This window comes from Streptomyces sp. NPDC002676, assembly GCF_053592455.1.
In genome coordinates, this window is sequence record NZ_JBSFVT010000003.1 from 608,513 (window position 1) to 631,080 (window position 22,568).

Annotated in this window: 21 protein-coding genes; 13 read left to right on the plus strand and 8 right to left on the minus strand. The window is 70.8% G+C overall.

What is annotated here, in order from left to right; genetic code table 11:
• The first annotated feature begins 13 nt into the window (after nt 1-13).
• The 10 genes from ACWD3E_RS13085 to ACWD3E_RS13130 all read left to right on the plus strand — a co-directional run bounded on the left by ACWD3E_RS13085 (nt 14) and on the right by ACWD3E_RS13130 (nt 8,213).
• Nucleotides 14-967 (plus strand): Rossmann-like and DUF2520 domain-containing protein, encoded by a 954-nt coding sequence (locus tag ACWD3E_RS13085; protein WP_451387599.1) that lies wholly within the window; start codon nt 14-16, stop codon nt 965-967.
• Nucleotides 967-1,968 carry a pantoate--beta-alanine ligase gene (panC, locus tag ACWD3E_RS13090; RefSeq protein ID WP_451387600.1) on the plus strand — a complete coding sequence of 334 codons (1,002 nt, stop codon included), beginning with the start codon at nt 967-969 and terminating at the stop codon, nt 1,966-1,968. The genes ACWD3E_RS13085 and panC overlap by 1 nt, the downstream gene beginning before the upstream one ends.
• Entirely contained in the window at nt 1,965-3,686 is a 1,722-nt protein-coding gene (locus ACWD3E_RS13095; RefSeq protein ID WP_451387601.1) for an L-aspartate oxidase, read from the plus strand. Before panC ends, ACWD3E_RS13095 begins: the two co-directional genes overlap by 4 nt.
• 5 nt (nt 3,687-3,691) lie before the next feature.
• Nucleotides 3,692-4,678, plus strand: coding sequence for a carboxylating nicotinate-nucleotide diphosphorylase (nadC, locus tag ACWD3E_RS13100; protein ID WP_451387602.1), 987 nt, complete (start codon nt 3,692-3,694; stop codon nt 4,676-4,678).
• Between the two features lie 6 nt (nt 4,679-4,684).
• On the plus strand, nt 4,685-5,482 hold the full coding sequence (locus tag ACWD3E_RS13105; RefSeq protein WP_451387603.1) for a type III pantothenate kinase: 798 nt from the start codon (nt 4,685-4,687) through the stop codon (nt 5,480-5,482).
• A 151-nt stretch (nt 5,483-5,633) separates the two neighbouring features.
• Nucleotides 5,634-6,320: a hypothetical protein gene (locus ACWD3E_RS13110; RefSeq protein WP_451387674.1), complete on the plus strand. Its 687-nt coding sequence runs from the start codon at nt 5,634-5,636 to the stop codon at nt 6,318-6,320.
• A gap of 90 nt (nt 6,321-6,410) precedes the next feature.
• Nucleotides 6,411-6,590, plus strand: coding sequence for a hypothetical protein (locus ACWD3E_RS13115; protein WP_451353703.1), 180 nt, complete (start codon nt 6,411-6,413; stop codon nt 6,588-6,590).
• Between the two features lie 112 nt (nt 6,591-6,702).
• Nucleotides 6,703-7,131 (plus strand): BlaI/MecI/CopY family transcriptional regulator, encoded by a 429-nt coding sequence (locus tag ACWD3E_RS13120; protein WP_451387604.1) that lies wholly within the window; start codon nt 6,703-6,705, stop codon nt 7,129-7,131.
• A gap of 9 nt (nt 7,132-7,140) precedes the next feature.
• Nucleotides 7,141-7,674: an amino-acid N-acetyltransferase gene (locus ACWD3E_RS13125; RefSeq protein ID WP_451387605.1), complete on the plus strand. Its 534-nt coding sequence runs from the start codon at nt 7,141-7,143 to the stop codon at nt 7,672-7,674.
• Nucleotides 7,675-7,877: 203 nt separating this feature from the next.
• Nucleotides 7,878-8,213: a histone-like nucleoid-structuring protein Lsr2 gene (locus tag ACWD3E_RS13130; RefSeq protein WP_451387606.1), complete on the plus strand. Its 336-nt coding sequence runs from the start codon at nt 7,878-7,880 to the stop codon at nt 8,211-8,213.
• On the opposite strand, the gene ACWD3E_RS13135 is transcribed toward ACWD3E_RS13130, so the two are convergent.
• A complete protein-coding gene (locus ACWD3E_RS13135; RefSeq protein ID WP_451387607.1) occupies nt 8,192-8,899 on the minus strand; it encodes an SCO3374 family protein in 708 nt (235 codons plus the stop codon). The genes ACWD3E_RS13130 and ACWD3E_RS13135 overlap by 22 nt on opposite strands.
• A gap of 430 nt (nt 8,900-9,329) precedes the next feature.
• Here ACWD3E_RS13135 and ACWD3E_RS13140 point away from each other — a divergent pair, with 430 nt between their 5' ends.
• Nucleotides 9,330-11,855, plus strand: a complete 2,526-nt coding sequence (locus ACWD3E_RS13140; RefSeq protein ID WP_451387608.1) for an ATP-dependent Clp protease ATP-binding subunit — start codon at nt 9,330-9,332, stop codon at nt 11,853-11,855.
• A 57-nt stretch (nt 11,856-11,912) separates the two neighbouring features.
• Here the strand turns inward: ACWD3E_RS13140 and ACWD3E_RS13145 are convergent, their stop codons facing one another.
• Nucleotides 11,913-14,963: an NACHT domain-containing protein gene (locus tag ACWD3E_RS13145; protein WP_451387609.1), complete on the minus strand. Its 3,051-nt coding sequence runs from the start codon at nt 14,961-14,963 to the stop codon at nt 11,913-11,915.
• Between the two features lie 60 nt (nt 14,964-15,023).
• Nucleotides 15,024-15,629, minus strand: a complete 606-nt coding sequence (locus ACWD3E_RS13150) for an HAD family acid phosphatase (RefSeq protein WP_451387610.1) — start codon at nt 15,627-15,629, stop codon at nt 15,024-15,026.
• 363 nt (nt 15,630-15,992) lie between these two features.
• On the opposite strand from ACWD3E_RS13150, the gene ACWD3E_RS13155 reads away from it, so the two are divergent.
• A complete protein-coding gene (locus ACWD3E_RS13155) occupies nt 15,993-16,544 on the plus strand; it encodes a M23 family metallopeptidase (protein ID WP_451387611.1) in 552 nt (183 codons plus the stop codon).
• Between the two features lie 27 nt (nt 16,545-16,571).
• Here ACWD3E_RS13155 and ACWD3E_RS13160 read toward each other — a convergent pair whose 3' ends face one another.
• Nucleotides 16,572-17,171, minus strand: a complete 600-nt coding sequence (locus ACWD3E_RS13160) for a TetR/AcrR family transcriptional regulator (RefSeq protein ID WP_451387612.1) — start codon at nt 17,169-17,171, stop codon at nt 16,572-16,574.
• A 140-nt stretch (nt 17,172-17,311) separates the two neighbouring features.
• On the opposite strand from ACWD3E_RS13160, the gene ACWD3E_RS13165 reads away from it, so the two are divergent.
• On the plus strand, nt 17,312-18,955 hold the full coding sequence (locus ACWD3E_RS13165) for an MDR family MFS transporter (protein ID WP_451387613.1): 1,644 nt from the start codon (nt 17,312-17,314) through the stop codon (nt 18,953-18,955).
• Nucleotides 18,956-19,037: 82 nt separating this feature from the next.
• On the opposite strand, the gene cseC is transcribed toward ACWD3E_RS13165, so the two are convergent.
• The 4 genes from cseC to ACWD3E_RS13185 form a co-directional block, all read right to left on the minus strand.
• A complete protein-coding gene (gene cseC / locus ACWD3E_RS13170) occupies nt 19,038-20,396 on the minus strand; it encodes a two-component system sensor histidine kinase CseC (RefSeq protein WP_451387614.1) in 1,359 nt (452 codons plus the stop codon).
• 13 nt (nt 20,397-20,409) lie between these two features.
• On the minus strand, nt 20,410-21,117 hold the full coding sequence (gene cseB / locus ACWD3E_RS13175) for a two-component system response regulator CseB (protein ID WP_451387615.1): 708 nt from the start codon (nt 21,115-21,117) through the stop codon (nt 20,410-20,412).
• Nucleotides 21,118-21,186: 69 nt separating this feature from the next.
• Nucleotides 21,187-21,849: a hypothetical protein gene (locus ACWD3E_RS13180; protein WP_451387616.1), complete on the minus strand. Its 663-nt coding sequence runs from the start codon at nt 21,847-21,849 to the stop codon at nt 21,187-21,189.
• Entirely contained in the window at nt 21,837-22,376 is a 540-nt protein-coding gene (locus tag ACWD3E_RS13185) for a SigE family RNA polymerase sigma factor (protein ID WP_451387617.1), read from the minus strand. The genes ACWD3E_RS13180 and ACWD3E_RS13185 overlap by 13 nt, the downstream gene beginning before the upstream one ends.
• Between the last annotated feature and the right edge of the window lie 192 nt (nt 22,377-22,568).

Below are 22,568 nucleotides of genomic sequence, written 5' to 3' on the forward strand. Positions count from 1 at the left end.
AGGCCACCGTCGCGTGAGTACAGTCCACCAGCCAGACCTCAAGGACCGCCCCGCGCGGCTCACGGTCGGCGTCGTCGGCGCCGGACGCGTGGGCCCCGCGCTGGCCGCGTCCCTCCAGCTCGCCGGGCATCGCCCGGTGGCCGTCTCCGCGGTCTCCGACGCCTCCCGCAGGCGGGCCGGGACCATGCTTCCCGACGTGCCGGTCGTGCCGCCCGCCGAAGTCCTCCAGCGCGCCGACCTGGTGCTGCTCACGGTCCCCGACGACGCCCTGCCGGGGCTCGTCGCCGGGCTCGCCGAGACCGGGGCCGTACGCCCGGGACAACTGCTCGTGCACACCTCCGGCCGCTACGGCGCCCGGGTCCTGGACCCGGCCCTGCGCGCGGGCGCGCTGCCGCTGGCCCTGCACCCCGCGATGACCTTCACCGGCACCCCCGTGGACGTCCAGCGCCTGGCCGGCTGCTCCTTCGGGGTCACCGCGCCCGAGGAGCTGCGGCTGGCCGCCGAGGCCCTGGTCATCGAGATGGGCGGGGAGCCCGAGTGGATCAGCGAGGAGAACCGCCCGCTCTACCACGCGGCCCTCGCGCTCGGCGCCAACCACCTGGTGACCCTCGTCGCCCAGTCCATGGAACTGCTGCGCACGGCCGGCGTGGAGGCGCCCGACCGGATGCTCGGCCCGCTGCTCGGCGCCGCCCTGGACAACGCCCTGCGCTCCGGCGACGCGGCCCTCACCGGGCCCGTCGCGCGCGGGGACGCCGGCACGGTCGCCGCGCACGTCACCGAGCTGCGCAAGCACGCACCGCAGACCGTCGCGGGCTACGTCGCGATGGCCCGCGCCACCGCCGACCGGGCCCTCGCGCACGGCCTGCTGAAGCCGGAACTCGCCGAGGACCTGCTCGGCGTGCTCGCCGACCAGAGCGCCCGCACCGGCGGAACCGGCGGCACGAACGGCACCGAGGGGATCGCCTGATGACCACCGCCCTGCTGAGCACCGCCGAAGAGCTGCACGCGCGCGTGCGCACCGGCCGCCGTGCCGTCGTGATGACCATGGGCGCCCTGCACGAAGGCCACGCCACCCTGATCCGCGGCGCGCGCGAGATCGCCGGTGCGGACGGCGAGGTCGTCGTCACGGTCTTCGTCAACCCCCTCCAGTTCGGCGCCGGCGAGGACCTGGACCGCTACCCGCGCACCCTCGAAGCCGACCTGAAGCTCGCCGAACAGTCCGGCGCCGACGCCGTGTTCGCGCCCTCCGTGGCCGAGGTCTACCCGGGCGGCGAACCCCAGGTGCGCATCTCGGCGGGCCCCATGGGCGAGCGCCTGGAAGGCGCCGTGCGGCCCGGCCACTTCGACGGCATGCTCACCGTCGTCGCCAAGCTGCTGCACCTCACCCGGCCCGACGTGGCCCTGTTCGGGCAGAAGGACGCCCAGCAGCTGGCCCTCATCCGGCGCATGGTGCGGGACCTGAACTTCGGCGTGGAGATCGTCGCCGTGCCGACCGTGCGCGAGGAGGACGGGCTCGCCCTCTCCAGCCGCAACCGCTACCTCTCGCCCGACGAGCGCCGCACCGCGCTCGCCCTGTCCCGCGCACTGTTCGCGGGCCGCGACCGGCACGCCGCGCAGGAGGCACTGCGCGCGCGGGCCCGCGAAGTGCCCGCCACGCGCGCGCGTGCCGAGGCGCTGAGCGCCATAGGGGAGTCCCGCGCGGCGGCCGACGCGCACGCCGTGGCCGCCTCGGCGCCCGGCTTCCCGGCGGCCGTCCGCGCCGCCGCCCGGCAGGTGCTGGACGAGGCCGCCCGCCTCGACCCGCCGCTGCGCCTGGACTACCTCGCCCTGGTCGACCCGTCCGACTTCACCGAGATCGGCGACGACTTCACCGGCGAGGCCGTGCTCGCCGTAGCCGCCCGGGTCGGCACGACCCGGCTGATCGACAACCTCCCACTCACCTTCGGAACCCTCGGAGCCGCCTCGTGACCAGCACAGGCATACGACTGCACGCACCCGAACCCGGGTGGTCCATCTCCGCGGACGTGGTCGTCGTCGGCTCCGGGGTGGCCGGCCTGACCGCGGCCCTGCGCTGCGAGGCCGCGGGCCTGAGGACCGTCGTCGTCACCAAGGCCCGTCTGGACGACGGCTCCACGCGCTGGGCGCAGGGCGGCATCGCCGCCGCCCTCGGCGAGGGCGACACCCCCGAACAGCACCTGGCGGACACCCTGGTGGCGGGCGCGGGCCTGTGCGACGAGGAGGCCGTACGGATCCTCGTCACCGAGGGCCCCGACGCCGTACGGCGGCTGATCTCCACCGGCGCCCACTTCGACACCGACGACGAGGGCGACATCCACCTCACCCGCGAGGGCGGTCACCACCGCCGCCGGATCGCGCACGCGGGCGGCGACGCGACCGGCGCGGAGGTCTCCCGGGCGCTCGTGGAGGCCGTGCACGCGCGCGGGCTGCGCACGATCGAGAACGCGCTCGTGCTGGACCTGCTGACGGACGCCGAGGGCCGCACGGCCGGCGTCACCCTGCACGTGATGGGCGAGGGCCAGCACGACGGCGTGGGCGCCGTGCACGCCCCCGCGGTCGTCCTCGCGACCGGCGGCATGGGCCAGGTCTTCTCGGCGACCACCAACCCGTCGGTGTCCACCGGCGACGGCGTGGCGCTGGCGCTGCGCGCGGGTGCGGAGGTCTCCGACCTGGAGTTCGTGCAGTTCCACCCGACCGTGCTGTTCCTCGGCCCGGACGCCGAGGGCCAGCAGCCGCTGGTCTCCGAGGCGGTGCGCGGCGAGGGCGCCCACCTGGTCGACGCCGACGGCGTGCGCTTCATGGTGGGCCAGCACGAACTGGCCGAGCTGGCGCCCCGGGACATCGTCGCCAAGGGCATCCTGCGGCGGATGCTGGAACAGGGCGCCGAGCACATGTACCTCGACGCCCGGCACTTCGGCGCCGAGATGTGGGAGCACCGCTTCCCGACGATTCTGGCCGCCTGCCGCGCCAACGGCATCGACCCGCTCACCGAGCCCATCCCGATCGCCCCGGCCGCCCACTACGCCTCCGGAGGCGTGCGCACCGACGCGCAAGGGCGCACGACCGTGCCCGGCCTGTACGCCTGCGGCGAGGTCGCCTGCACCGGCGTGCACGGCGCCAACCGGCTCGCCTCCAACTCCCTGCTCGAAGGCCTCGTCTACGCCGAGCGCATCGCCGCCGACATCGCCCGGGTCCACGCGGAGAACGGCCTTTACGCGCGGGTGCCCGCACCGGTGGCGTACCCCGAGCAGCCCGAGCACCCGCTGCAGGCCCCCGAGGCCCGGTTCGCCATCCAGCGGATCATGACCGAGGGCGCCGGCGTGCTGCGCTCGGCCCAGTCGCTGGAGAAGGCCGCCGACCAGCTCCAGCGGCTGCACACCGAGGCCCGTGACGTGCTGGAGGAGAACGGCAAGACCGCCGAGCCCGGCGTCGACACCTGGGAGGCCACCAACCTCCTGTGCGTGGGCCGGGTCCTGGTCGCCGCCGCCCGGCTGCGGGAGGAGACCCGAGGCTGCCACTGGCGCGAGGACCGCGCCGAGCGCGACGACACCGACTGGCGGCGTCACATCGTCGTACGGCTGAATCCGGACCGGTCGCTGGCCGTACGCACCACGGACACCGCAGACTTCCCCCCTACCAGGAACCACCAGCGCCCCCAGGAGCAGTGACAGACGTGAGCACCGACGACCTTCCCCTCGTCCCGACCGGCGGCTGCGGCGACGGCTGCGCCTGTGGCGCGGAGGGCGACGAGGGGGCCGAAGAGTACGCAGTGTGCGGTCTCGACCCCGCGCTCGCCCAGCTCATGGCCGAGGCCGGACTCGACCCCGTCGAGGTCGAGGACATCGCCAACGTGGCCATCCAGGAGGACCTGGACGGCGGCGTCGACGTGACGACCGTCGCCACCATCTCCGAGGACGCGGTGGCCACCGGCGACTTCACCGCGCGCGAGGCGGGCGTGGTGGCCGGCCTCCGGGTCGCCGAGGCCGTGCTCTCCGTGGTCTGCACCGACGAGTTCGAGGTCGAGCGGCACGTCGAGGACGGCGACCGCGTCGAGGCCGGGCAGAAGCTGCTGTCGGTCACCACGCGCACCCGCGACCTGCTCACCGCCGAGCGCAGCGCGCTGAACATCCTGTGCCGCCTGTCCGGCATCGCGACCGCCACGCGCGCGTGGGCGGACATCCTGGAGGGCAGCCGCGCCCGGGTCCGCGACACCCGCAAGACCACCCCGGGCCTGAGGTCCCTGGAGAAGTTCGCGGTGCGCTGCGGCGGCGGCGTCAACCACCGCATGTCGCTCTCGGACGCGGCCCTGGTGAAGGACAACCACGTGGTCGCCGCCGGCGGCGTCGCGCAGGCCTTCAAGGCCGTACGGGAGGCGTTCCCGGAGCTGGCGATCGAGGTCGAGGTCGACACCCTGCACCAGCTGCGCGAGGTCGTCGACGCGGGCGCCGACCTGGTCCTGCTGGACAACTTCACGCCCGGGGAGTGCGAGGAGGCCGTCGCGATCACCGGCGGGCGGGCCCTGCTGGAGGCCTCCGGCCGGCTCACGCTCGACAACGCGCGCGCGTACGCCGAGACGGGCGTGGACTTCCTGGCCGTCGGCGCCCTCACCCACTCCTCGCCGATCCTGGACATCGGCCTGGACCTGCGCGAGGCGGAGTAAAGGGTCATGCTCCTCACGATCGACGTCGGCAACACGCACACCGTCCTCGGCCTGTTCGACGGCGAGGACATCGTGGAGCACTGGCGCATCTCCACGGACGCCCGCCGCACCGCCGACGAACTGGCGGTGCTGCTCCAGGGCCTGATGGGCATGCACCCGCTGCTCGGCGAGGAACTGGGCGACGGCATCGACGGCATCGCGATCTGCGCGACCGTGCCGTCGGTCCTGCACGAGCTGCGCGAGGTCACCCGCAGGTACTACGGCGACGTGCCCGCGGTGCTGGTCGAGCCGGGGGTCAAGACGGGCGTGCCGATCCTCACCGACAACCCCAAGGAAGTCGGCGCGGACCGGATCATCAACGCGGTCGCCGCCGTCGACCTGTACGGCGGCCCGGCGATCGTCGTGGACTTCGGTACGGCGACGACGTTCGACGCGGTCTCCGCGCGCGGGGAGTACGTCGGCGGGGTCATCGCGCCCGGCATCGAGATCTCCGTGGAGGCGCTCGGCGTCAAGGGCGCCCAGCTGCGGAAGATCGAGGTGGCCCGGCCGCGCCACGTGATCGGCAAGAACACGGTCGAGGCCATGCAGGCGGGCATCGTGTACGGCTTCGCCGGGCAGGTCGACGGGGTGGTCGGCCGGATGGCGCGGGAGCTGGCCGACGATCCGGACGACGTGACGGTGATCGCCACGGGTGGGCTCGCGCCGATGGTGCTGGGGGAGTCCTCGGTCATCGACGAGCATCAGCCGTGGCTGACGCTGATCGGGCTGCGCCTGGTGTACGAGCGCAACGTGTCCCGCATGTGAGCCGTGGGTGACCCGCCTGCCGGGCGGGCGGGTGGCCCCGGTCGGGGGAAAGCCGTGGCGACACGCGACGACACGACTGCCCGATCCGTCACTTTTGTCCGATTAGCGATAGCGTCGCCGCATGCCCACGCCATACGGATCCCGCGGCGGCGTGGCGTTCGGCGCGGAGGAGCTGCGTGTGCTCCGCCTCGCCCTCGCCCTCGCCCTTCACCCCGGCCCAGCGTCCGCCGAGGACGTCCAGGACTGCTTCCGCCTCGCCGAGTCGCTCGACGAGGCGATGCGCGAGGGCGCCCGGCTGCGCGCCTTCCTGGTGGCCGACCTCGGCCGCTACCGCGCCGCCCTGCCGGGCACCGCCGCCGGTTACCTCGACCTCCTGGAGGAGGCGCTGGGTGCCGGGCACCGGCCGACGCCGGACGACCTCGCCGCGCTCCGCGCCCTGCGCGGGAACCCTCTGGCCGCCACCCTGCTGGACCGCTGCCAGGCGCTCGCCGAGCAGGACGTACGGGCCCGCTTCGCCCAGGGCGCGCGCACGGCCCCCGCCCCCGCCGTACCGCCCTCCAGGACCCGCCTGCTGGCCCTTCCGGGCGGCGCGGCCGAGTCTCTGGCGGAACAGGCCGAGGAGTCGGAGAAACCCGCGCAGAACCCCGCACAGGAGCCCGGGCGCAAGCCCGGGCAGACCCCGCCGCGGCGCCCCGCCGAACCCCCGGCCACCGGACCGGAGCGCCCCAAGCGCCCCATCCCGACCCCGGGCGAGGTCTTCCCGCGCCGCAAGCCGCCCACGCGCCCGGCGCCGCCGGAGGCCCCGCCGGCCGAGGCGCGGCAGCTGGCGGCGGGCTGAGCGACGGGCCGAACAGCGGGCTGAGCAGCAGTCTCCCGTACTCACCCACCCCGCCCCTTTCGCCCGATCCCGCGTGGCTACTCTGGAGGCATGGACTATGTCTCCGCGCTCGTTCCCCCGGTCGTCATGGCCGTGTTCTTCATCGGTCTGGTCCGGGTGATCGTGAAGACCCAGGGCGGCGTCGCCAAGGCCAAGGAGGACGCGGCCGTCGACGCCGCCCTCGCGCGCGCGGAGAGCACGCGCCAGGCCTCCGCCGGCGGCGACGCCTGACCTTTTTGTTCCTGTTTGTGCCCTTAGTGCACGTCTGGCACGCCATTGCCCTGAACTCCCACTATTGTTCTGAGTTGTGCCTCGCCCATTGGGAGAACTCGAAGACGCGGTCATGACGCGGGTGTGGAAGTGGAACCGCCCGGTGACCGTTCGAGAAGTCCTGGAAGACCTTCAGCAGGAACGCTCCATCGCGTACACCACCGTGATGACCGTTTTGGACAATCTCCATCAGAAGGGCTGGGTCCGCCGGGAGGCGGAAGGGCGGGCCTATCGATATGAAGCCGTGTCGACACGAGCCGCCTACGCAGCCGCTCTGATGAACGACGCGTGGTCGCAGAGCGACAACCCGGCAGCCGCTCTCGTCGCCTTCTTCGGGATGATGAGCGAGGAACAGCGCCAGGCGCTCAGGGACGCCGTACGGATCGTCCAGGGACCGGAACTCCAGGCACCGGAAACCCGGGAAGCGCCGGAAGCCCGGGAAGCCGGGGAAGCCCCGCAAGAGGAGAACCCCGGCTCGGCGGGGGAGACCGCCGGGCGATAGCGTCCGCTCATGTCAGCAGAGCAACCCGAAGTCTCCGCAAAAGCCATCACTGTCCGGCGGGCCCGGACCGGTGATGTCCCGGCGGTGCGCGACCTCCTCGACGTCTACGCCCGCGGCCGCATCCTGCTCGACAAAGCCACGGTCACGCTTTACGAGGACATCCAGGAGTTCTGGGTCGCGGAACGCGACGACAACGCCGAGGTGGTCGGCTGCGGCGCGCTGCACGTCATGTGGGAAGACCTCGCGGAAGTCCGCACTCTGGCGGTGAAGCCCGGCCTCAGGGGCGCCGGTGTCGGCCACCAGTTGTTGGAGAAGTTGCTGCAGACCGCGCGTTGGCTCGGCGTTCGCCGGGTTTTCTGCCTGACCTTCGAAGTGGACTTCTTCGGGAAGCACGGCTTCGTGGAGATCGGGGAGACTCCGGTCGACACCGATGTGTACGCCGAGCTCTTGCGTTCCTATGACGAGGGCGTCGCCGAGTTCCTCGGTCTCGAACGAGTGAAACCGAACACCTTGGGCAACAGCCGGATGCTTCTGCATCTGTGATCGTCATTGCCCCGGTTCCCTATGTCCGAAACGCGCATGTTTCCGGGCGGGGCCGGTCCCCGGGGTCTCTCCCAGGGGTTTGTGTTTTTCCGGCAAAAGCGGTTTGCTTTCCGACGTACTGCAGTACTGCATATAACAGGGGGCGGCGAAACGGGCGGACGCCGTACCACCTGGTCCTCACGTTATCGATGAAAGGAAATGCCGTGGCACAGAAGGTTCAGGTCCTTCTTGTCGACGACCTCGACGGCGGCGAGGCGGATGAGACCGTCACGTTCGCACTGGACGGCAAGACGTACGAGATCGATCTCACGACCGCCAATGCGGACAAGCTGCGTGGTCTTCTCGAGCCCTATGTGAAGGGTGGCCGTCGTACCGGAGGCCGTGCCGCCGGCGGGCGTGGAAAGGCGCGCGCCGCTTCCGCGGGCAGCCAGGACACTGCGGCGATCCGTGCCTGGGCCAAGGAGAACGGCCTTGAGGTCAATGACCGCGGCCGTGTTCCCGCGTCCATCCGCGAGGCTTACGAGAAGGCCAACGGCTGATTTCGCCGACCGGCGGACGACCCGGCGCAGGCGCGCCGCAACCGGACCCGGTGACACTGCGCTGCCACCGTGTCCACCAGTCGCACCAGATCGGGGGCGCAACCCACGCGCCCCACACCCCCCAGCGCCGACAGTGCCGGCAGCGAGGCCTCGGCCGCGCACCCCGGCTCAGGGGGCCGCAGCCATACGGCGGCCCCCTGCACGGACTCGGCGCGGTCCCCGGCGGCCGAGCGCTCCGGGAGCGAAGCCTCGGACCCGGTGAAGGCCGGGCCGGGCGAGAGCGGGCCGGGCGGGGCCGGAGCCTCCATCAGGCCACCGGCGCCCAGGACCCGCAGATCGAGCGCCAGCGCGCTCCACTCCAGCCAGTCCAGCAGCCCCGGCAGCTCCTCCGCGCTGCCCGCGGCCACCAGCAGTCGCATCCGGTCGCCGTGCAGGGCCACCGGAGAGCCCGGCGCGAGGTGCCGCAGCGCCCCGGCGCCCGCCTCGGCCGGCACATCGAGGACATCGAACCGCACCCCCGTGACCAGCCAGAACGGCTGTCCTGGCGGTCCGGGCACGATCGCCCAGCCCAGATCGTTCTCGTACCAGAGCCGGGCCGCGGCCCAGCGCCGGACCACGGTGTCCGGGCCGTCCGGCGGGCCGGGAGTGCCGAGCGGCTGCCGGGGAAGGGGGACCGAGCCAACCATGACAAGTGCAACAGGTGAAGACGCCATCGAGTTACGCTGAGTGCGCACATAGATGCGCACCGTGCCCAAGTGGGGGGCGCGCGGGGCTCAGGGGAGGCGCAAGGTTGTTCGCCCATAGCGGAGGGAACCAGTGCGCGCCGCATGGAGTGTCAGTCCCAGCGGGTAAGACATGCCTAGTGGGAGGGGGCGACACGCAGGGCGGGCCGTCTCACGTTCGCCATCGGCGTACTGGTGAGTGGGATAACTGCCTGGCCTGCGGGAACATCGTCTCGCACCATCGGGTTGGAGCAGATGTCGGCGTTCGGGGTCAGGAGGCCAAGGACGGTGTCGGCAGTTGGAATGAGCGGTCCCCGCTTGCGGGACTAAGCTGCGGAAGGACAGGGAGGGGAAGTTCCCCCCACTGCCTGACCGCTCTGAGGAGCGATTAACGATGTTCGAGAGGTTCACCGACCGCGCGCGGCGGGTTGTCGTCCTGGCTCAGGAAGAAGCCCGGATGCTCAACCACAACTACATCGGCACCGAGCACATCCTCCTGGGTCTCATCCACGAGGGTGAAGGTGTCGCCGCTAAGGCCCTGGAGAGCCTCGGCATTTCGCTTGAGGCGGTCCGCCAGCAGGTGGAGGAGATCATCGGCCAGGGCCAGCAGGCCCCGTCCGGGCACATCCCCTTCACTCCCCGTGCCAAGAAGGTCCTGGAGCTGTCGCTCCGCGAGGCCCTTCAGCTGGGCCACAACTACATCGGCACGGAGCACATCCTGCTCGGCCTGATCCGTGAGGGCGAGGGCGTCGCCGCCCAGGTCCTGGTCAAGCTGGGCGCAGACCTCAACCGGGTGCGGCAGCAGGTCATCCAGCTGCTCTCCGGTTACCAGGGCAAGGAGACGGCCACGGCCGGCGGGCCGGCCGAGGGCACGCCCTCGACCTCCCTCGTCCTGGACCAGTTCGGCCGGAACCTCACCCAGGCGGCTCGTGAGTCCAAGCTCGACCCGGTCATCGGGCGCGAGAAGGAGATCGAGCGGGTCATGCAGGTGCTGTCCCGCCGTACCAAGAACAACCCGGTGCTGATCGGTGAGCCCGGCGTCGGCAAGACCGCCGTCGTCGAGGGTCTCGCCCAGGCCATCGTCAAGGGCGAGGTGCCCGAGACCCTCAAGGACAAGCACCTCTACACCCTCGACCTCGGTGCCCTGGTCGCCGGCTCCCGCTACCGCGGTGACTTCGAGGAGCGCCTGAAGAAGGTGCTCAAGGAGATCCGCACCCGCGGCGACATCATCCTGTTCATCGACGAGCTGCACACGCTGGTCGGTGCGGGTGCCGCCGAGGGCGCCATCGACGCGGCGAGCATCCTGAAGCCGATGCTGGCCCGCGGCGAACTCCAGACCATCGGTGCGACCACGCTGGACGAGTACCGCAAGCACCTGGAGAAGGACGCGGCCCTGGAGCGCCGCTTCCAGCCCATCCAGGTCGCCGAGCCGTCCCTGCCGCACACGATCGAGATCCTCAAGGGTCTGCGCGACCGGTACGAGGCGCACCACCGCGTCTCCATCACGGACGAGGCCCTGGTCCAGGCCGCCACCCTGGCCGACCGCTACATCTCGGACCGCTTCCTGCCGGACAAGGCGATCGACCTGATCGACGAGGCCGGTTCCCGGATGCGCATCCGCCGGATGACCGCTCCGCCGGACCTGCGCGAGTTCGACGAGAAGATCGCCGCCGTCCGCCGGGACAAGGAGTCCGCGATCGACTCGCAGGACTTCGAGAAGGCCGCCTCCCTGCGTGACAAGGAGAAGCAGCTCCTGGCCGCCAAGGCGAAGCGGGAGAAGGAGTGGAAGGCCGGCGACATGGACGTCGTCGCCGAGGTCGACGGCGAGCTGATCGCCGAGGTCCTCGCCACGGCCACCGGCATCCCGGTCTTCAAGCTGACCGAGGAGGAGTCCTCCCGCCTGCTGCGCATGGAGGAAGAGCTCCACAAGCGGGTCATCGGCCAGAACGACGCCGTCAAGGCGCTGTCGAAGGCGATCCGCCGTACGCGCGCGGGCCTGAAGGACCCGAAGCGTCCGGGTGGTTCGTTCATCTTCGCCGGCCCGTCCGGTGTCGGTAAGACCGAGCTGTCCAAGGCGCTCGCCGAGTTCCTCTTCGGTGACGAGGACGCGCTGATCTCCCTCGACATGTCGGAGTTCAGTGAGAAGCACACGGTCTCGCGTCTCTTCGGTTCGCCCCCCGGCTACGTGGGCTACGAAGAGGGCGGCCAGCTGACCGAGAAGGTCCGCCGCAAGCCGTTCTCCGTCGTCCTCTTCGACGAGGTCGAGAAGGCGCACCCGGACATCTTCAACTCGCTGCTGCAGATCCTGGAGGACGGTCGCCTGACCGACTCCCAGGGCCGGGTCGTGGACTTCAAGAACACGGTCATCATCATGACGACCAACCTCGGCACCCGGGACATCTCCAAGGGCTTCAACCTGGGCTTCGCGGCCTCGGGTGACACGAAGACCAACTACGAGCGCATGAAGAACAAGGTCCAGGACGAGCTGAAGCAGCACTTCCGGCCCGAGTTCCTCAACCGCGTCGACGACGTGGTCGTCTTCCCGCAGCTGACGCAGGCGGACATCCTGCGGATCGTCGACCTGATGATCAGCAAGGTGGACGAGCGCCTGAAGGACCGGGACATGGGCATCGAACTGTCCCAGTCCGCCAAGGAGCTGCTGTCCAAGAAGGGCTACGACCCGGTGCTGGGCGCGCGTCCGCTGCGTCGCACGATCCAGCGCGAGATCGAGGACTCGCTCTCCGAGAAGATTCTCTTCGGCGAGCTGCGCCCCGGTCACATCGTGGTCGTGGACACCGAGGGCGAGGGCGACGCCGCCACGTTCACCTTCCGGGGTGAGGAGAAGTCGGCGCTGCCGGACGTCCCGCCGATCGAGCAGGCGGCCGGTGGGGCTGGGCCGAACCTGAGCAAGGACGCGTAGGCCTTCGGCGAATTGGCCGGATGAAAGGGGCCGGTGCCTTTTGGGCGCCGGCCCCTTTCACAGTTCGTCCACGGTGAGTTCGGCGTCGGGGAAGAACGCCTTGTAGTGAGAGGCCCGGAGGGAGTGTTCGGGCCGGCGCGTAAGGATCACCGAGCGCAGGCCCGGCAGCCGGGGTGCGAGGGCGGAGAGGTCCTCGGAACCGTGCACGGCCCAGAGATGCAGCGCTTCGATGCCGGGCAGTTCCGGCATGACGCGGAGGGCGTGCGGGAAGTCCCGGATGAAATCTCCGTGCAGATAAAGGCGGGTCAGACCGGGAAGCGCCGCGACCTCGCGCCAGTCGGCGGCCGTCGGCTCCGTGGTGAGTGATCCGAGGCTCAGCGTCTGCAGACTTGCCCAGTGCCTGAGCCCGCGCAACCCCGTCCTGTCGGTGGTGAACTTGCCGAGGTAGAGGAATTCAAGCGGCGCGTCGACCGGCAGGGCGTGGGTGAGGTCGGTGCCTGGCAGCTCCTGCTCCACGGAGACCGTGGTGAGGGACCGCAGAGACCGCAGCCCGGTCATGTCGGCCATGCCGAAGCAGCCGAGCCGAGTGAGCGCCAGAGGGGAAAGCCGCTCCAGACCGCCGGCGGCTGGGCAGTCGTACACCCACAGCTCCCGCAGGCCACTGAACGGCAGAAGAGCGCCCAGATTCCTGAGATCGGGGTTGTCCGACAGGTCGAGCAGTCGCACCTCGTCGCGTGCCGGTACCGCGGCCACGATGTCCTGGGCCCGGTGTGCGCCCCGGAAGGACAAGCGCTGCCAGGGACGCATCCCGGCCACGGCCGCGCGCTCTTCGGCTGACGTGCAGGTCAAGCGGAGCATGTCGCGATCCAGATGGTCCAGTACCTCCGCCGCGTACTCCTCGGTGGGGAACCTCCCCCAGGTGCCGACCAGTTGGCGGCGTACGCCGAGATCCCCGTGCTCCCGGAACCGCCGCAGCACCCCCAGCGCACCCTCGGGCTCCGCCTCCCCGAGGATCGACGCGGTGATCGTCACCCCCCGCGCCTCCTCCTCCGACAACCCCTCCGGCCCCGGCAGCAACTCCAACACCAGAGGCCCAGCCTCTGCCAGCGCCCGCGCGTCCTCCGTCGTGCGGGGCGGTATCAGCGCCCCCGCCCGGGCCTCCACCTCCGCCCGTACCCCCGGCTCCAGGGCCGCCGCATGCTCCAGGCAGGCCAGCGCCAGCAAGGTCAGGCGAGGGGTGTCCCGGTCCAGCAGCTGCCGTAGCAGCCAGGCGCGTTCCCGCGGCCGGGCGTGGGCCACTGCCATGCGGATGACGTCCTCCCACTGGGTGTCGTCCGCGTGGCTCAGGAGGACGTCCAGATGGCCTTCCTCCACGGCGTACCGCGCGCCCAGGTAGTCCTGGAACGTGCGGTGGACGAAGTCCACGACTCCCTCGGCCGGTTGGCGGAGCAGGCCGCTGCGGAGCATCAGGACCCGCAGGACGGCGCCCGCGTCGCCCTGTCCCGCCGCCGACGCCACCGTCGGCAAGCAGCGTTCCACGATGCCTTCGGCCGTGGTCAGGTCCATCTCGGTACGGCCGCTCAACACCAGGGCGTACGCGAGGCGTTGCAGCAGTTCCAGCTGGGCCTCCTCGCCGAGTTCCGGGACGGTCATGCCCCGCTCCCGGTCCCGGCGGGCGAGGAGCATCGTGAGGGCGGCGTCGTACAACTCCTTGCGGCCCGTGGGGAGATAGCCGCGGCGTTCGCGGTGCAGGGCGCAGATCAGGCCGCACATCAGGGGGTTGGTGGCGAGGCGGGCCAGGTCGCGTTTGGTGCGCAGGGAGTCCAGGAGGGGGCCCTTGTACTCGGGCGCCCGGGCCGCCTCGTGCCAGCGGTGTACGAACGTCGCCACCTCCGCGCGCCGCATCGGGGCCAGGGTCAGCTCCCGGAAGCCCTCCTGGGCGAGCCAGTCGGGGCGTACGGCCGTCGGGCGGGAGGTCAGCAGCCAGTGGTTGCCGGGGTAGGCCGCGAGCAGCGCGCGCAGCCAGTCGCGGGTGCGGTGGCGGTCGGCGGCCGGGATCTCGTCCAGGCCGTCCACCAGGACCAGGCCGCGGCCCGCCGTCAGCACGCGGTCGGCCCAGCCCTCCGGCGGGGCGAGCGGGCAGCCCACCGCCCTCAGGAAGTCGGCGGGCGGCGGCAGTTGGCCCGTGCGGATCAGGGTGCGCAGGGGAAGGACGAAGGGAACGCGGTCGCCGTAACGGGCCGCGGTGACCGCCAGCCACTGCACCAGGGTCGTCTTGCCGGAGCCCGCGTCGCCGCGCAGCAGCACACGGGAGTCGGTGAGCAGCGCCTCCTCGGCGGGCAGCCGGCCCGCGGGGGCGGGCGGACGCTCGTCGGGCGCCGTGTCCGGTACGGGCTCCTCGGCCGCGGTCGCCTCCAGGCTGAGGTAGGCGACTTCGAGGGGCCAGCGGTCGGGGGAGTCGCGCAGGTCGATGCCGTAGATGGTGATGTGGTTGTGCCGGTCGGCCACGTAGGGCAGGTAGCGGCGTTCGAAGGCGGTGTCGCGGGCGTCGGGGCGCGGGACGCGGGCGATCAACTCGTCGACGCGGGCGATGAGGTCCCGTTGGATGCGGGTCTGTTCCACCAGGGTCCGGGCCACGAACGTGGACCGGCGGGTGAAGAACTCCAGGATGTGCAGGCACGCCCACTGCGTCGCGGAGTCGAGGAAGACGCAGGCGTCGGCGGACAGGCCGTCCGGGGGCGGGGCGTGGCGGTGCAGCTGCTGGGCGAGTTCGTGGCTGCCCAGGTGTACGGCCTGTACGTCGTCCATGTCCAGGTCGCCCAGGGCGAGCAGCCGGCCGGTCAGGGTGTCGGTGACGGCCGTCTCCTCGGCGGGAGGGAACGGCGGCGCGCCCGGGGAGGCCATGGCCTCCGCGACCAGCCGGCTCGCGAGCTTGCGTACGTCCTTCTCGCCCAGCGTCCGCTTCTCGCCCCGGAAGGACACCAGCGCCGAGAGGCGCACCGGCTTGTCGACCAGCCCCGCGCCCGGCCCGTCGGCCACGAACAGCTTCTTCACCAGCGGCCCGATCAGGCTGGACGCCAGCTTGCTGCCCAGTACGGTCGGCTCCATCCGTCCACCCCCGTGAGTCCGGCGAATGGATGGAGCCTAACCTGCGGATTCAGCCTCGCGTCAGGACAACTGGCCGTTGTAGTCGGGCAGTTTGAACGTCTTCTCGGCGTGGCCACCGGAGAGGTCGGTGGCGCTGTTGCCGATGTTCGCGATGATCGTGTAGCCCTTGTTCTCGATGTCGACGCGCTGGGCGGTCTTGTAGGCGGCGACGTCCTTGAAGAGGTCGAACAGGCCGCGGACGTAGAGACCGGAGACGTCGTAGCCGTCGTACTCGAGGTTGTACTCGGTGGGCCAGTAGAGGATCCCCGGGCGGGCCGTGACGAAGAAGATCGAGACCCCGTGCTCCTGGGCGTACTTGGCGACGTTCAGGACCGGCTTGTTGGCCGGCTGCGGGTAGCTGAAGCCGAAGTCGGTCTCCAGGGTGGTGTTGTCGATGTCGAAGACGATCGCCTGCTTCTCGCCGGGCTTGGCGTCCTCGATGCGCTCCTTGAGGTACGGCAGCGCCTGGTTCATGACCGCCGTGCAGTCCTGCTGCCAGGTGGCGTAGTCGACCTTCGCGGCGGTGCTGTCCGCCGTCGCGGCCTGGGCCGGGGCGGCCATCGCGGCCAGCGCGGCCACGGAGACGGCGGTCGCGGATATGCGGAGCGCCCAGGGGCGTGTGGTCATCGGTGGGGGGTCCTCTCACGTCGTACACGTGCCTGCTTGTCAGGCGCATGATCTGAGGCGATGGTGGCGCGAAGGGAACCGTAAGGTTACTGAACGGTAGGTGGACAGGGGTGTGCGTCACATTTCTGCGCGCCGGGGTTTGCGGCGCTGGTGATATGGCACACAGGCGATATGTCCGTTACGACCCTTGATAGTGGGGCATTTGCGCAGATGTCTGCGCCTCATCCCGTGGTCATCTACTACCGGATGCCGTAAATGAGGGGGGTTGGGCGCGGACGGGGGGCTGGGTTACCAAGGGATGGCCACCGCGGCGGACTTCTCTACGCCAGGTGGCCGATCTGTCCCCGAACCCATGAGGTCTCCATGTTCAAGCGCTTCACGTCCCGCTCTTCCCGTACGTCCTCGCTCTCCACCCGCGTGGCCGTCCTGGCCGCCGGAATCGGGGCCACGGCCGTGGTGGGAACCGGGATCGCGAGCGCTGCCGCGCCGTCCTCCACCGCCTGGGTCGACCCGGTGAAGAAGTACACGCTCTCCGCGGGCTTCGACCAGGCCGGCAGCCACTGGATCCACAAGCACAGCGGCCAGGACTTCGCCGTCCCGACCGGCACGGAGGTCGTCGCCGCGCACGGCGGCACCGTCGTGAAGGCCGGCCCCAACGGCGCTGGTGACGGCCCCGCGTACGGCAACGCCATCGTCATCAAGCACGGGAACGCCACCTACTCGCAGTACGCGCACCTGTCCCGGATCGACATCCGGATCGGCCAGGTCGTGAAGACCGGCCAGCACATCGCGCTGTCCGGCAGCACCGGCAACTCCACCGGTCCGCACCTGCACTTCGAGATCCGCAAGACGCCCAACTACGGCTCCGCGATCGACCCGGTCGCCTTCATGCGCGCCCAGGGCGTGAAGGTCTGACCCGAGCGGTCCGGCAGTCCTTGCGGACTAACGGTCCTTGTGGGCGCCCTCGTACGCCTGCGTGACGAGGTCCACGGCGACTTCGAGAACGGCCTCGCGCCGCTTCTCGGGGTCGCCTTCGATGTCCTGCATCACGAACATCCCCGCGTGCATCGTGAAGATGGCGCTGACGAAGCGGACCTGTTCGACGAGGGGGGCACCGGGCTCGATGATGATGTCCCTCAGGCGACGCACCAGATCCTTGAAGGTGTCGCCGATGCGCAGTTCCCGCACCGTCGCCTGGTTCTCCTGCATGAACCGGAAGAGCGGCTCGGCGCCCGTCAGGGCCTTGCTGTAGCGCCGGATGATCTCCTGCTTGGCCTCCAGCGTGTGCGGCTGGTGCCGGCCCCACTCGATCACGGCCTCGATCGGTACGGTCAGATCCTCGAAGAGGCTGACGACGATCTCTTCCTTGGTCTTGAAGTGGTAGTACAGAGCCGCCTTGGTGACGTCGAGGCGCTCGGCGATCTCGCGCAGCGAGGTCTTCTCGTACCCCTGCTCGGCGAAGAGTTCGAGCGCGACGTCCTGGATGCGCTGGCGCGTGTTGCCGCGGCGCTGCTGCTTGATGCCGTCCATGGTGCCGCTCATTCTCGTACTCCTCGCCCCCCGCGGTAATGCGCTTGACGCCCCGAAAATACTTACTTGACGCCCGGCTAGTTACAGGTCTACCTTCCCAGTGTAGTCAACTAGCCGGGCGTCAAGTAAGTGGCGCTGCGGGGGGAGTCGAAATGGCGGACACGCTGACGGGCGCGGCGGAAGGCGCCCCTGAGGCCGAGGAGCCCAGGGCCACGCACGTGGCAGAACCCGAGGGCACGGGCCGGGACACGGGCGAGAAGAAGCCCAGGAGCGTACGGGTCGTCGTGCTCGCGCTCATGATCGCGATGATGCTCGCGATGCTCGACAACATGATCGTGGGCACGGCGATGCCGACGATCGTCGGCGAACTGGGCGGCCTGGAGCACCTGTCCTGGGTGGTCACCGGCTACACCCTGGCCACCGCGGCCTCCACCCCGCTCTGGGGCAAGATCGGTGACATGTACGGGCGCAAGGGCGCCTTCCTCACCTCCATTGTGATCTTCCTGGTCGGTTCGGCGCTGAGCGGCATGGCGCAGAACATGGGCCAGCTCATCGGCTTCCGGGCCGTGCAGGGTCTCGGCGCCGGCGGCCTGATGGTCGGCGTGATGGCGATCATCGGTGACCTGGTCCCGCCCCGCGAGCGCGGCAAGTTCCAGGGTCTGATGGCCGGTGTCATGGCGCTCGCCATGATCGGCGGCCCGCTGGTCGGCGGCACCATCACCGACAACTGGGGCTGGCGCTGGGCCTTCTACATCAACCTGCCGCTCGGCGTGGTCGCGCTCGCCCTGGTCACCGTGGTGCTCCAGCTGCCGAAGAAGCGCTCCAAGGCGCGCATCGACTACCTGGGCGCCGCGCTGCTGACCCTCGGCATCACCTCGATCGTGCTGGTCACCACCTGGGGCGGCAGCGAGTACGCCTGGACGTCCGCGCGGATCATGGAGCTGATCAGCATCGGCGTGGCCGCACTGGTCGGGTTCGTGTTCTGGCAGAGCAAGGCCGTGGAGCCGGTGCTGCCGCTGCACATCTTCCGCAGCCGCAACTTCACCCTGATGTCCGTCATCGGCTTCATGACCGGCTTCGTGATGTTCGGCGCCACGCTGTTCCTGCCGCTGTACCAGCAGTCCGTGCAGGGCGCGTCCGCCACCAACTCGGGTCTGCTGCTCCTGCCGATGCTCGGCGCGATGCTCGTCACCTCGATGATCGCCGGGCGCGTCACCACCGGCACCGGCCGCTACAAGGTGTTCCCGATCGCCGGCGGCGCCCTGATGATCGGGGGCGCGTACCTGCTGTCGCTGATGGACACCGGCACCACCCGCTTCACGTCCGGTCTGTACATGGCCGTACTGGGCGCCGGCATGGGCTGCCTGATGCAGGTCACCATGCTGGTCGCGCAGAACAGCGTGGAGATGAAGGACATGGGCGTGGCGTCCTCCTCGGCCACCCTGTTCCGTACGCTCGGCTCCTCCTTCGGTGTGGCCATCATGGGCGCGCTGTTCAACAACCGGGTCAAGGACGTCATGGCCGAGCGGGCCGGCGCGACGGGCAAGGGCATCACCGAGAAGTCGGCCCAGCTGGACGCGGCCCACCTGGCCAAGCTGCCGCCGCAGATCCGGGACGCCTACCAGCACGCGGTGTCCGCCGGTACGCACTCGGCCTTCCTGCTCGGCGCGGTGATCGCGGTGTCGGTCCTGGCCGCGGCGCTGTTCGTGAAGGAGGTCCCGCTGCGCAGCGGGCCCCAGAAGCCGTCGGAGGACGGCGCGGACGTCGCTCCGATGCAGGTGGTCGAGGCGGTCTGAGCCGTACCTGAATTGAACTGAAGGCCCCCGGTCGGTGTCCGCCCCGGGGGCCTTCGGCTTCTTTCCGCCGGTGTCCCTGGTTTCAGCCGATGTCCCCGGACAGCGGCAGCATCGGGTAGCTGCCGGTGTCCGTCGGGGCGTGTTCGGGGAGCCAGAGGACGGCCACCGCGCCCTCGGCGGGGAGGTGGTCGGGGGTGCCGGCGGGGCGGATGTTGCGGAAGGTGAGGCGGGCGCCGAGGACGCGGGCCTGGCCGGCCGCGATGGTCAGGCCCAGGCCGTGGCCCTGCCCGGAGCGGTCCTTGCTGCCGGTGCGGAAGCGGCTCGGCCCCTCGGCCAGCAGTTCCTCGGGGAAGCCGGGGCCGTGGTCGCGGACCCGGATGACCCGGCCCTCGACGGTGACCTCAATGGGCGGCTTGCCGTGCCGGGCGGCGTTGGCGAGCAGGTTGAACAGCACGCGCTCCAGGCGGCGCGGGTCGGTGGTGACCTCCGACTCGTGCACCACCCGTACGTCGATGTCCGGGTCCTTGGCGGCGACGCGCCGGGCGACGAACTCGCCCAGCATGAGGTCCTGCAGCTCGGCCCGCTCGGAGGCGCCGTCGAGGCGGGCGACCTCCAGTACGTCCTCGACCAGGGTGCGCATCGCCTTCGCCCGGTCCAGGACCAGTTCCGTGGGGCGGCCGGGGGGCAGGAGTTCCGCGGCCGTGAGCAGGCCCGTCACCGGGGTGCGCAGTTCGTGCGCGATGTCGGCGGTGACCCGCCGCTCGGCCTCCAGGCGCTGTTGCAGCGCGTCCGCCATGGCGTCGACGGCGCGCGCGAGATCGTCGGTCTCGTCCCGTACGACCCCGCCGATGGCCTCCCGCACCCGGACCTCGGTCTCGCCCTTGGCGACCTGGTTCGCGGCTGCCGCCGCCTTGCGCAGCCGGCGCGACAGCTGCCCGCCGATCAGCACGCCGAGCGCGCTGCCGCCCAGTACGACCGCGATGGAGCCGATGACGAGGGCCTGGTCGAGGTCCCGCATCACGTCCGCGCTGCGGTTCGGGAAGTAGCTGTGCAGGGACAGCACATGGCCGTCCTTGGCCGGTAGGGCCGCCCAGATGTCCGGGGACGAACCGGGGTGCTCCGAGACGTCGCTGGCCCGGCGGCCCCTCTCGACCTTCTCGCGCAGCGCGGGCGGCAGGTCGGGGTCGTCGATCTTGATGTTGGGAAAGTTCGGGCGTCCGGACAGCTCGTAGTTGCGCTGCGCGATCTGCACCCGCTCGTTGGCCAGGTCGCGCGCGTTGTCCAGCATCGAGACGCGCGCCGCGTTGTGCACGACCAGGCTCAGTGCGATCGCCACCAGCCCGGCGACCAGGGCGATCGCCGCGCTGAGCTTCCATCTGAGCCCGGTGTGCAGGCCCGCGCGCTCCATGCTGCGGACCGGGTGCCGAAGGATCCCCCGCATGACGCCGCCCCGCTCAGGCCTTCAACTTGTAGCCGAAGCCGCGGACCGTCTCGATCCGGTCCTGGCCGATCTTCTGGCGCAGCCGCTGCACATGGACGTCGACGACCCGGGTGTCCCCGCCCCAGCCGTAGTCCCACACGCGCTCCAGCAGCTTGTCGCGGGAGAGCACGGTGCCCGGCGCCGAGGAGAACTCCAGCAGCAGCCGCATCTCGGTGGGGGTGAGCGCGACCGGCCGCCCGGCCCGGCGCACCTCCATGCCCTCGGTGTCGATCTCCAGGTCGCCGAAGGTCAGCGGGCCGCCGTTCGCCTCCGCACCGGGGTCGGCCGGCTGTGCGGCCCCGCCGGCCGCGTGCCCGAAGCGGCGCAGCACCGCTCGGATCCGGGCGACCAGGACGGCACCGTCGAACGGCTTGGTCACATAGTCGTCGGCGCCCGCCTCCAGGCCGAGCACGACGTCGATGGAGTCGGCGCGCGCGGAGAGCATGATCACCGGCACGGTGGACTCGTCGCGGATACGACGGCACAGGCTGACCCCGTCCAGGCCCGGCACCATGACGTCCAGCAGCGCGATGTCGGGGCGGTCGGCCCGGAACGCCTCCAGGCCGGACAGCCCGTCGGGCATGGCGGTGACCGCGAAGCCGACCCGCTCCAGGGCGAGCTGGGTGGCTTCGCGGATGACGTCGTCGTCCTCGACGAACAGGACGTGGGTCTGGTCTGCCATCCCGGTGCTCTCAGTCTTCGTGTGCGGGTGCTCGGTGGTGCTGGTGGTCGGTGTGCGGGGGCCGGCCGGTCAGTTGTCGTCCGGAGCGGGGGCCGCGTTGACGCCGGCCTTGCCGTAGTCGGTGCGGTGGGCGTGCCGCTGGACGAACCGCTCGCTTCGCGCGCTCCAGGCGTAGGTGATCACGTTCTCGGTGGACGGGTTCGCCATCTGGTCGTCGGTGGCGTACACCTGCGTGGTCACGGTCAGCTCGGCCCCGTCTATCTCCGCGTAGACCGGGGACTCCTCGGCCTTGAACACATTTTTGTACACGCCTTCCTCGTCCCGGTAGACGTACGCCCCGATGCCGACCTGGTCGCCGCAGCTCACCACGTTGACGAGGACGTCGTTGACCGGTCCGCCGGTCAGGTCGCCGTAGGTGACGTTCACCGGGTACTTGTTCTCGCCGCTGCACGGCTTCAGCGCGCGCTTGATCACCGGGGAGACCGCCGGATCCTCCTTCAGCAGCGCCAAGGCGTCGACGCTCCGGTAGCTCTCCGAGGGACTCGGCGAGGGCACGGCGACGGGGGCCTTCAACGCGGAGGCCTGCGCCGGGCCCTCGTCCCGGGCGCCGGTGCCGCCGGTGCTGCACGCGGCGACGAAAAGGGCGAGGGCGATGACCGAGGCCGCAGCCGCGATCACCGCCATGGAACTGTCTCGGGCCTCGCTGGGCCCGGCCTCGGTCAGGCCGCGCAACGCTCCCGCTCCTCACGCTCCAGCGCGCGTGCGTCCAGATCGCGGGCCTCCAGCTCCTCGCGGAGCCGGGCGAGCGCCCGGTGCAGCGTGCTCTTGACCGTACCGGCCGACATGCCGAGGGCGGCGGCGGTCTCCTCCGTGGACATCTGCTCCCAGTGTCGCAGCACGACGACGCTGCGCTGCTTCGGAGCCAGCACCTTCATGATGTCCATGAGGAGCGCGCGGTCCGCGTGCTGCTCGGTGGCGTCGTCGACCGGCGCCTCGGGCAGCTGCTCGGTGGGGACCTCCTCCAGCTTGCGCGCCCGCCACCACTCGGTCCGCGTGTTGATCATGACACGGCGCAGGTAGGCGTCGGCAAGCCGCTTGTCCGCGATGCCCTCCCAGCGTCCGTACGTCCGCACGAGCGCGGTCTGCAGCAGATCCTGGGCGTCGACGGGGTCCGGCACCAGTCGCCTGGCGCTGCGCAGCAGCGCGTCCTGCCGAGTGCGGACGTACTCCTCGAATTCGAGCACCTCGCCGTGCGCCATGATCAACCGCCTCCGTTCCCCGTGTTCTCCGGCTCATGCCTGAAGCCCTGCTGCTGTGCCGGTGGTCCGTCGGCACGCATAAGAAGCTACGGAGCTGTTGTCACGGCGTTGTCCGGGGCAGCCTGCGGCTGGCAATCGGCTGTCCGTCGGTTGTGTAACGGAAGTAGGTTCTGGGTAAGGGGGCTGGTATTT